The sequence below is a fragment of the Arthrobacter sp. CAN_A214 genome, from assembly GCF_015751955.1.
Lineage (GTDB): Bacteria > Actinomycetota > Actinomycetes > Actinomycetales > Micrococcaceae > Arthrobacter_D.
The window spans coordinates 1-9,394 of sequence record NZ_JADOUU010000048.1; the positions used below are offsets into that span (position 1 = coordinate 1).

Here is a 9,394-nt window from a genome sequence, read left to right on the forward strand (position 1 = left end):
GAACCCTCGGCTGGGACACCCCCGCGAACCTCTTCGCTAAGCTCTTTGAAACCACCATCAGCACCTGAGTGTTGCGACGACCGGTGGATTTCACCCAAGCTAAGCGGTACCCACTTCGAGGTTTTTGGGGTGTCACGGGCAGTTTGAGCCGGACGCACCTTCACCGTTGTTGCAACGCTTTTTTGGTTGCTCAAGGTGGAGGTTCGAATGGAGTCTCGGGTGGAAGTTTTTGCGCGGATCCGGCGTGATGCGCGTGTGGAAGGTCTTTCGATCAGGGAGCCGACCAGGCGTCATGGTGTCGGCCGGCCCACTGTCCGGCAGGCCCTGGGGCAGGCGGAACCACCAGCCCGGAAGCCTCGGGTGCGGGCAGCGCCCCGGTTGGATGCGTTCAAGGCCGTGGTCGACGTGATGCTCCGGCAGGACCTTGAGGGTCCCCGCAAGCAGCGTCATACCGCGAGACGTGTCTTCGCTCGCCTCGTTGATGAGCACGGGGCAAGGGAGCTGTCTTATTCGACGGTCCGTGACTATGTCCGCAAACGTCGTCCGGAGATCGATGCGGAGGCTGGTCGGCTGCCGGAGGTTTTCGTTCCTCAGGAACATGCGCCGGGGGCGGAGGCGGAAGTCGACTTCGGGGAGGTTTGGGTGGTGTTGGCCGGGGTGAAGACCAAGTGCCATATGTTCACCTTTCGCTTGTCCCACTCCGGCAAAGCGATCCACCGGGTCTTTCTCTGCACTAGGTTCTGGTATTCGCGTTGGTCACATCTTCGTCGGGGTTTCAGCTCAGCGCAGGGGTTCCGGCTTCGCCTTCGTTGATGTGATCGCCGAGTCGTTCGGCTTGTCGTTTTTTCGCGGCGATGTGGCGGAGGCTTTCCTCGAGGGCTGAGACTTCGCCGAGCCACTGCATTTGGTGAGCTTCTTCGAGACGCTCGTGGGTGTTGCGTTCGATTTCCAGCAGGCGGGGTACTTGCTTCAGTGACATGCGGAGCATGGGGCAGCGAACGCAGGCGTGTTCGTGTTGGCAGGGAGTTCCGTAGGGCCGCTCACAACTGCCGAGTGCTACTTTCCGGAGGCTGAAGTGGTCGCGGAACTCGTTCCATTCTGTGTCGGTGGGTTCGCGGTATTCATCGCTCGGCCGCCGGGCGCGGCGTTGGTCGACGAACTGCCGGTAGTGGCTGATCACTTCTTCTGGGTAAACCGCGACGTAGCCCTGCGTGGTGTTCAGGTCAAGGTGTCCCAGCACTTTCGCGGCAATGTGGATCGGCAGGCCGCTGTTCACGGTCTCGGTGGAAAAGACGCGGCGGAAATCATGTGGAGTGAACGTCAACGCGGTGCCATCGACATCGGTGAGGTCTACCCGTCGGGCAAGGTCCGTGAGCAGTGCCCGGATCCGGTCCGGCGGGAGGACTTGGAGACGGTGATGGGTGAGACGTTGAAACAGGTGCGGTAGCGGTGGGCCGAAAAGCCGTTCGTAGGGGTCGTAGCGCTGAAGGAGTGGCACTTTGCCGTCATCGTTTTTGATACGGCGGATGATCCGGGCCAGCACTGCGACGAGGTCCGGGTCGGCAGGGATGACGCGTTCGCAGTCGGTTTTGGATGGGCTGATCTGCAGTAGCGGCACCATCTCACCGGTTGGTGCCTGATATTGGCGCAGGCTGATGTGGGTGAGTTCGAGGAGTTCCTCGATTCGCGCTCCGGTCCTGCGTAGGACTTCGATGGCGGCCCAGGTCCAGAACGCGTTGTCCTCACGTCGTTCGGCATCGAATCGGGGCCCGGGCTCATCGAGCGGGGTCACGAACAAAGCGGTAGGTCGCCATCTGCTACCCGAACGGCCGGTCCGCCGATACCGCAGATTGTTGATGACGAATTCTTCGCCGGGGTCAGTGTTGCGGACGGCTGTCAGTAACTGGCTGGCTTGGCTGAGTTGGTCCTCGGCTGCGGTGATGAGCTGCGGTAGGACCGGGATGAGGGTTCGGGTGCGTTGTTGCATGCGGGCTTGGCGGCGGCGGTTTTCCTTGACGTAGCCGCCAATGTCGGCCTGGCCGATAGGGCAGGGAGCGGCCCATCGCGCCCATCGTGCGGGGTCTTCCAGCGACCATTGCAGCAGATCGAGGTAGAAAGCCCTGACCGTGAACAGTGCGGTATGAACAGTTTGTCGGGGTGTGCCGTTGGGTAGTGTCCGAAGTCTTACCTTCCAGTCCTGGACGACACTGTCAGGCAGCCGGAGCGTGTTGAGTCCGGGGTGGTGGCGTTCGAGGTCGCACCAGAACAAGTCCACGAGCACCTGAACCTGGTTGACCAGCGAGGCGTAGTCAAGCGTGGCGGAGCGCTCGAGCAGATAGTGCACGAGCACGTCGCGGACCTCTCGGTTGATGATCGGGTAACGGTCCACGAGCTCCGCGACCGTCAACTGCCCGCGGTTCTGCGCCTGTCGTAGGGTCGGCGGCAACCCGTTGAGGCCACTGATGGCGTGCAGGATCTCATAGGCCAGCGGGAGGGAAGCCACGGTGCGTCCAGAAACTAGTCGCGCGGAAGAGTAGGCCTGGAAGTCGCCGAGATCCAGTGCGCGCAGCGGTTTGCCGGTGACGATCACCATGCGGGTCAACAAATTCAGGGCCTCGGCCGAGTACTCGGTCGTCCCACGACTGCCGGTCCTCGTTTCCAGCGCGGCGAAGGCTTCGGTCTGGTTATGGCATCGGAACATCGCATAGACGCCAAGCAATCGACTGCCAGATAACCAGGCGTAGGACGGGCGAACGGCACGCACCACGATCAAGACACCCAGTCCCGCGGTGAGCCGTCCGCGCAGTGCCGGCCCCAGGTCCGGCGGTCCCCAGCCACGGCCTTGATGATCGGCGCCGCTGAGTAGCCAGCGTTCCTGCCAGTTTTCACCCGGGTAGGTTTCCAGCCAGTCCAGGACGCGGCTCAGCGCGAGGTTCTGCCGCCATTTCTGCTGGTAAGTGGGGTTCTCGAGTAACCCCACAGCCAATTCCCTGAGCTCATCACGGGTCGCGGTCTCACGGCCAACCGACACCGTCGGCGCAGGCAGCACTACCGCCGAGGACGTCTTGAGGGCCTGCGAATCCTGCGCGCTGACGGGGGTACGGGCGACCCGTCCATGTCGGGTGGCCATCAAGCCGGGCCAAACACGTCGGTCAGGTCCTGAGGGTCATACAACCAGCCGGTAAGAGGCAGTGGCTGCGGTTTGGGCCGCGTGTAGTGCTCGTGAACCTTGGCGATCACCTCGTCGGTCCGGGGTCGGAGGTAACCGCCGGTCGTCGTGATCTGGCGGTGTCGCATCACGTGCTGCACGTCGACGAGACTTACGTTCGGGTCCTCGATCAGCCGTAATCCCAGTGTGTGCCTCAGATCGTGCAGAGTGATGTTCGCGCCGATGCCGTCATTGATCCGGCGCAGCACCGCGCGCAGAGCCGAGTAGGTCAGCGGCCGTAAGGGATGCCGTCGAGTCCACCACAACGGCTCGTCCGGTCCCGGCCAGTGCCCCTCGGCTGCGAGCTCACCGAGATAAAGGGTCAGCCACGCAAAGGCTTCCGGCGCGGCAGGGCAGGCCTCCTTCGTCCCACCCAAACCCTTGGTCCGAACAAAAATCCGGCCCTCGCCCGGGTGCACGTCAGCGATGCTCAAGCTCAGCATCTCCTGGGCGCGGGCGCCGCTGGAGAGAAACATGCTGAACAGAGCCCGGTCCCTGTTGCAGTCCAGCATCGCGAACAGGTCTTCGACGACGTCATCCGGAACGGCACGATATGGAAGCTCGGGCTGTTTCTGACGGTAGGCAGCGCGCCGATCTAAACGGAACGGTTCCAGCGGGTTGTGGTGAGCTTTAGGTCGCCGGCCAGACCGTGCCTGCGGCGGCACTGGCGATACCACCGGCCCTTGCCCGGTCTGCAGATGAAAATCATAGAAAGCCGAGATCACCGCCAAAGCGTGATTGATCGTTGCCGGCGCATACCCGGCAGCCAAATAGGGTTTACCCGTTCGTCGGTTGACCGACCCCGCAGCCGGTGCGCCAGAACGATGACGGTCCCGTGCGGGGTTGTGACTCGTGCGTAACCACAGAACGAAGTCCCGCACCTCCGAACGCTGAGCACGGTCCCACGGCACCTGGACCGCGGCAAGGAACCGGAACCATCGCAGCAGGTCATAACCATACGATCGGCACGACGCCGGAGAGTTCCCGCAAGCCAGCAGCTCGCGTAGATACTCGCTCACCGGCTCAATCGCAGCGCCCGAGCCGTCGAGAACCACCCAAGGCAACACCGGGTCGTCGTTGGCTTTCACGCCCCCAATCCTCGCCACGACAAGCCCTCCTATCTGCCGGTCAGGTCCTTGCTCGTGTTCCATCACAACTCCGCCCTCAAGAGATCCACTTGAGAACAAAGAGTCCCCGGCTAAGCCGCAAACGACCAGGACAACACGCCCGTAGTGCGGTCAACAGTCCACCCGACGCAGGCGCAGGAAGCGTTCCTCGAGGGACACATCGACGCGTTTACTGTCCTGGGCGGTGTCCCCACCAAACACATCCGCTACGACAATCTCACGAGCGCGGTTACCTCAGTGGTGTTCGGTCAGGGACGGCAGCGGGTCGAGAACGATCGGTGGGTGCTGTTCCGCTCCCACTACGGCTTCGACGCGTTCTACTGCCAGCCCGGCATCACCGGTGCCCACGAGAAAGGCGGGGTCGAAGGTGAGGTGGGCCGGTTCCGCCGCAACCGGCTCTCTCCGATGCCCGTCGTCGCGTCTCTGGATGAACTCAACGACCGGATACGGGTCTGGGAGGCAGAGGATGACGGACGGCGGATCAACGACAGGATCCGTACCGTCGGTCATGACTTCGAGACGGAACAACAGCATTTGGCACCTCTGCCGGCGGAGATGTTTGATCCCGGGCTTGTTCTGACGCCAAGGGTGGACCGGTCCTCAATGATTACCGTGCGCATGGTGAAGTACTCCGTGCCGGCCCGCTTCATCGGCAGGAAGGTCCGTGTCTCACTACGGGCCTCTGAGATCGTAGTGCTCGACGGGAGCCTGATCGTGGCCAGGCACCAGCGAATCACCATCAAGCACGGCCAATCCGTGCAGCTCGACCACTACCTCGAGGTCCTCAAAACCAAACCCGGGGCTCTTCCCGGTTCCACCGCCCTGGCCAGGGCACGGGAAGCTGGATCATTCACCAACGCTCATGAAGCGTTTTGGGCTGCTTCCCGGCGGGTCAACGGCGACGCGGACGGAACCCGTGAACTCATCGACGTCCTGCTCCTCCACCGGTTCATGCACCCCGACGACATCCAGGCCGGTATCAGCGCAGCCTTGCAGGTAGGCGCGGTCAGCGCCGACGTAGTCGCTGTCGAAGCACGCCGGCACGCAACCGAACACCTGAACGGCAATCAGAACTTGGCAGGCGTGGGTGGGTCCAGTTCAGACCGTCACTTCAGCGCCCGTCGTGGTGCTCACGCCGAGGACAAAGTGCAACAGGTTGTCAGTCTTACCCAACGCCGCCTCATGGACCCCGCCGCTGTCATCGCCGGACTCCCACCCGACAGCCGGCCGATCCCGACCGTCAGCTCCTATGACGAGCTACTCGTGAAACGTGCCCCCGCGAACCCAGCAAATACATCCGCCAACGTCTTGAACAGCACGTCGAAGGAGAACATCTCATGAGCCCCACAACCTCGACCACCACAGTGACCCCGACCTTGCGGCGGCGACGTGGCCTGACCGAGCAGGCCGCCGTCGCGGCCGTCGACCAGGCCTGCCGCAGGCTACGCCTGCCCACGATCCGGGCGGTCCTCGACGAAGCCTTGACCGTCGCCGGAAAAGAACAGTTGTCCTACCAGGGTTTCCTGGCCGAGCTTCTGCTGGCTGAGTGCGATGACCGGGACCGCCGCTCCTCGACCCGGCGGGTGAAAGCCGCGAACTTCCCGCGGGACAAGTGGCTCGGAGACTTCGACTTCGACGCGAACCCCAATATCAACCCCGCAACCATCCACACGTTGGCCACCGGAGACTGGATCCGCAAAGGACGACCCCTGTGTCTTATCGGGGACTCTGGTACCGGAAAATCCCACCTCCTGATCGGATTGGGTACGGCGGCCGCGGAGAAGGGGTACCGGGTGAAATACACGCTCGCCACGAGGCTCGTGAACGAACTCGTCGAAGCCGCGGACGAGAAGATGCTCGCTAAGACCATCGCCCGATACGGGCGGGTAGACCTGCTCTGCATCGATGAGCTCGGCTATATGGAACTAGACCGGCGAGGCGCCGAGCTCCTCTTCCAGGTCCTTACCGAACGTGAAGAGAAAAACTCGATTGCGATCGCATCCAACGAGTCCTTCTCCGGCTGGACGAAAACCTTCACCGATCCACGGCTCTGCGCCGCGATCGTCGATCGGCTCACCTTCAACGGAGCCATCATCGAAACCGGCACCGACTCCTACCGCCTCGCCCACACCCTCGCCCACACCCTCGCCCAGCAAAGCACGAGCTAACCCGCGGGTGTATCACCATCACCTACGAGTGCCCCACCTCGGGCGGGGGACTACCGACGGCTCTTCTGCAAGGGATTCTCTACCGGGCAGATCAGAGACAGCTAACCTTGGCGATCATGTGGTTCCACTCCGTGATCTAGCTCCGCCCAAAGACGGTCACGGTCGGATCCAAGAACCGCGACTGCATCCAGACGCATGTCGAGACCGGTCCGAGGATGAGCCGTAACAAAGTACCCACCCCGCAATTCCTCCGCGGAGTACCACCCAGGACCGTAGTCCTCCTCCGCATACTCGTGTTCCCCATCAAGCCAATGCACCTGCGTCCACATGCGCTCCAACTTCAACCAAAAGGCCGGCAGGACACGCATGGGGCTGATCGAGGTAGTCACCCAACCCCTGACCTCACCATCCAGCGAAAGCTCCCAGACCCCTCCTCGAAAGATGTTCAGTTGCGGATCCTCGGGCCAATCCGTTTCGTCCATCCACCTGTCTATCCATCGCATACTTCAGTTGTAACCCTTCCCGCCCCGGAGGGCGGTGGTCCCGCGTGCGCGGGTTGGAACGAACGTGCAGATGTCCGATGATTGGGCGATGTGGAAATGGTGGGAGCTCAAGCTGAAGCTCAGTCGCGAGTGGCGCGCACGGAAAGCCCGCTTGCTGGAGTTGGAAGCCCAGCCGAAGCCTGAGTACGGTTATGGGCCGTCCTGGGAGGGACTCGTTGCTGGACGGCGTGAGTTTGCCGGCAGAGTGATCAGCGGCCTCTATGTCGGCCACGACCTTCTCATTCACGTGTACGGCGAGGCTGACCTGAACCGATCCTATGAACCGAAAGACTTCGACTTCGCCGCTGACTACTTCATCACCGATGAAGCGTTGGCCGGTCCCGGAGACGACGACCCGGACCCCTGGTTCACCACTCTCGGAGAACTGAAAGAGTGGCTATCTGAGCAGTCCATTGACTGGTACCCGCCCTATGTCTCGCTCGCTCGCCTCGGCTTGATTCATGGCTTTGACGGCAAACGAGTGCCGTAGTGCGCAGCATCCCGCTGCGGGATCCCTCAGGGGAACATCTCTAGTGCATTCTGTTGATATGCATTCAAGCAGTCGCAAGTGGAAAAGTACGGCCGCGGCGGTCCTGGCGCTGCTTAATGATCTGGATCCGTACAACCTCGAACCTTGCACGCCAGCCGGTGCTCCCCACGACGAGTACGAGAACGAGGCGCACCCCATAGCTAGCTTGCTGTTCAAGAGCGGGGCAGTCAGTAGGAGTCAGGTGGACGTAATTTGGCAGGAGTGGTTTCAGGAACCTCTAAGCGAAGTCATCGGAGCTGCGAAGGCTGATCGGTTCTGCATCAACCTCAACTCAATCAATGACTCGGCCTAACATCCCGGAATGTTCGAAAGCCGATCGCTCTTCGGGACGGTTAGATCAGGTTGGAGTACAGGTCAAAGGCGCTGTGCTGAGCCAGTGCCGCAGGTAGCTTCGTCCCAGTTGGTCAGCCACACCGTTGAAGGCTGCCTAATACTCGCCGCGATCGAATACGAGCGGCCCAACAGAGGTAATCCTGTCTTCCTCCTGAAACTCGTCCAGCTCGTTCTCAGTACTTGGCGGACCGTCATGACAGAAATCGCTCCAAACCACCCGATCAGTTCCAACTTGGACTCTTACGCTGATCCCACCGCAGCCCTCGTCGAAGCATCCACCGCAGAAGTAGAGCCAGACACGGTGCGGAAAGAACTTGCCTGGAAGCTCCCCCTTCAGTCGACGGATCTGATCTTGGGCGGCACCAAAGGGCAACTTGCGTCGTCGCAACAGCGTGATTCCATACTGATCCAGGTCATCCGTCTCGAACACCAACTCACGCAGGAACTGACCATCCACGAGGAAGTCAAAACCACCGCTCGCGTCAGGGCACAGACCAAACTGATTCATCCCGGCACCGATACCTTCACTTGTCTCCTTCGCACGTCTAGGACCACCGGGGAAGCTCGCCTGCCACTGGCATGGCCATAACACTGCACTGCACCGGATCTTTCGGCTGGTCAAAGCGGCTTCGGGCCGCTCCCCAAGTTTCGGCCCAAGCGCCACTCGAAGCCGTCTGACTCGATGATCAATTTGCGGACAACGCCGCGGCCCAACAGGCTGCGCCGCTCACTGATTCGGCCTCCTCCCTCGAGGTATACCAGCATTACAAGACAAAGCTCTCGCAATGCCTTCTCCCGGTATTCCTCGGCGTCCTCCTCCTCGTCCTCTTCATCGAAGACCATGGCCTGCACGTTCAGCTCCGGAACGTAACCGACCATGAATGCACCGCCGTCAGCTCCGATGATGACTGAGCGCCCCTCTATCGTCCGGCTATCAACGAGTGATCCGTAGGGCCAAATCTCATGATCGGCGTTCACGTCGGCCGTCACAAGATGCTCATCGAAGACGTCCGGAACGACGCGTCCGAGCATGGCTCTCATATCGATGGTCATGGTGACAGTCTCGCAAACCGACGCCACATCAAGACGCTCCACCAAGAGAATCAAACAGCTGCCACCGAAAGACCCGTTTAAGGATCCTGCACCGGGGTCATAACCATGAGGCATCGACGGCTTGGCTACGTTCGATGGTCATCAGCCGGGGCCACTTCAAGCCGTCCGGCCGGGGCCAGGACGGCTTGACACAATCACCGGTGGGTGCGTTCGGGATGGGCTGGCACTTTGAGGCGTAGCAGGGCTGCGGCTGAGGCGAGGTAGCTTGCGGAGTTGATCCAGAACGCCCAGTCATAACCAAAAACTGCGACCACCACGCCGGCCAGGGGTGCCAGGACAACCTGGGAGATGACGGCGGCGGTCCAGAGCCCGCTGTTCGCGGCGACCAGGTCCCGTTCCCGAACGATGGAGGG

6 protein-coding genes and 3 pseudogenes are annotated in these 9,394 nt (G+C 61.6%); 4 read left to right on the forward strand and 5 right to left on the reverse strand.

Annotated elements, in window-relative coordinates:
* Window positions 1-207: 207 nt before the first annotated feature.
* Window positions 208-726: pseudogene (locus IWX65_RS16615) on the forward strand (IS21 family transposase); the annotation flags it as partial.
* A gap of 49 nt (window positions 727-775) precedes the next feature.
* Here IWX65_RS16615 and IWX65_RS16620 read toward each other — a convergent pair.
* Both IWX65_RS16620 and IWX65_RS16625 read right to left on the reverse strand, forming a co-directional pair.
* Window positions 776-3,130 carry a tyrosine-type recombinase/integrase gene (locus tag IWX65_RS16620; RefSeq protein ID WP_196884648.1) on the reverse strand — a complete coding sequence of 785 codons (2,355 nt, stop codon included), beginning with the start codon at window positions 3,128-3,130 and terminating at the stop codon, window positions 776-778.
* Window positions 3,130-4,296 (reverse strand): tyrosine-type recombinase/integrase, encoded by a 1,167-nt coding sequence (locus tag IWX65_RS16625; RefSeq protein ID WP_196884651.1) that lies wholly within the window; start codon window positions 4,294-4,296, stop codon window positions 3,130-3,132. Before IWX65_RS16625 ends, IWX65_RS16620 begins: the two co-directional genes overlap by 1 nt.
* Window positions 4,297-4,452: 156 nt before the next feature.
* Here IWX65_RS16625 and IWX65_RS16630 point away from each other — a divergent pair.
* From IWX65_RS16630 to IWX65_RS16640, 3 genes and pseudogenes are all read left to right on the forward strand, one after another.
* Window positions 4,453-5,676, forward strand: a pseudogene (locus IWX65_RS16630) (Mu transposase domain-containing protein); the annotation flags it as partial.
* The gene (istB, locus tag IWX65_RS16635; protein WP_196884653.1) at window positions 5,673-6,503 is read left to right on the forward strand and encodes an IS21-like element helper ATPase IstB; all 831 of its coding nucleotides are present in this window, start codon (window positions 5,673-5,675) and stop codon (window positions 6,501-6,503) included. The pseudogene IWX65_RS16630 and the gene istB, both read left to right, overlap by 4 nt.
* Window positions 6,504-7,076: 573 nt before the next feature.
* Window positions 7,077-7,535 (forward strand): hypothetical protein, encoded by a 459-nt coding sequence (locus tag IWX65_RS16640; RefSeq protein ID WP_334683960.1) that lies wholly within the window; start codon window positions 7,077-7,079, stop codon window positions 7,533-7,535.
* 487 nt (window positions 7,536-8,022) lie between these two features.
* Here IWX65_RS16640 and IWX65_RS16645 read toward each other — a convergent pair whose 3' ends face one another.
* The 3 genes and pseudogenes from IWX65_RS16645 to IWX65_RS16655 form a co-directional block, all read right to left on the reverse strand.
* Window positions 8,023-8,436 (reverse strand): hypothetical protein, encoded by a 414-nt coding sequence (locus IWX65_RS16645; protein ID WP_196884655.1) that lies wholly within the window; start codon window positions 8,434-8,436, stop codon window positions 8,023-8,025.
* Window positions 8,437-8,546: 110 nt separating this feature from the next.
* Window positions 8,547-8,981 carry a hypothetical protein gene (locus IWX65_RS16650; protein ID WP_196884657.1) on the reverse strand — a complete coding sequence of 145 codons (435 nt, stop codon included), beginning with the start codon at window positions 8,979-8,981 and terminating at the stop codon, window positions 8,547-8,549.
* A 194-nt stretch (window positions 8,982-9,175) separates the two neighbouring features.
* Window positions 9,176-9,394 (reverse strand): annotated as a pseudogene (locus IWX65_RS16655) (MFS transporter); the annotation flags it as partial.

Coding starts and splice junctions, on each gene's coding strand:
- IWX65_RS16620 (WP_196884648.1), bottom strand. CDS start 3,130: ATGGCCACCCGACATGGACGGGTCGCCCGTACCCCCGTCAGCGCGCAG.
- istB (WP_196884653.1), top strand. CDS start 5,673: ATGAGCCCCACAACCTCGACCACCACAGTGACCCCGACCTTGCGGCGG.
- IWX65_RS16640 (WP_334683960.1), top strand. CDS start 7,077: ATGTCCGATGATTGGGCGATGTGGAAATGGTGGGAGCTCAAGCTGAAG.
- IWX65_RS16645 (WP_196884655.1), bottom strand. CDS start 8,436: ATGAATCAGTTTGGTCTGTGCCCTGACGCGAGCGGTGGTTTTGACTTC.
- IWX65_RS16650 (WP_196884657.1), bottom strand. CDS start 8,981: ATGACCATCGATATGAGAGCCATGCTCGGACGCGTCGTTCCGGACGTC.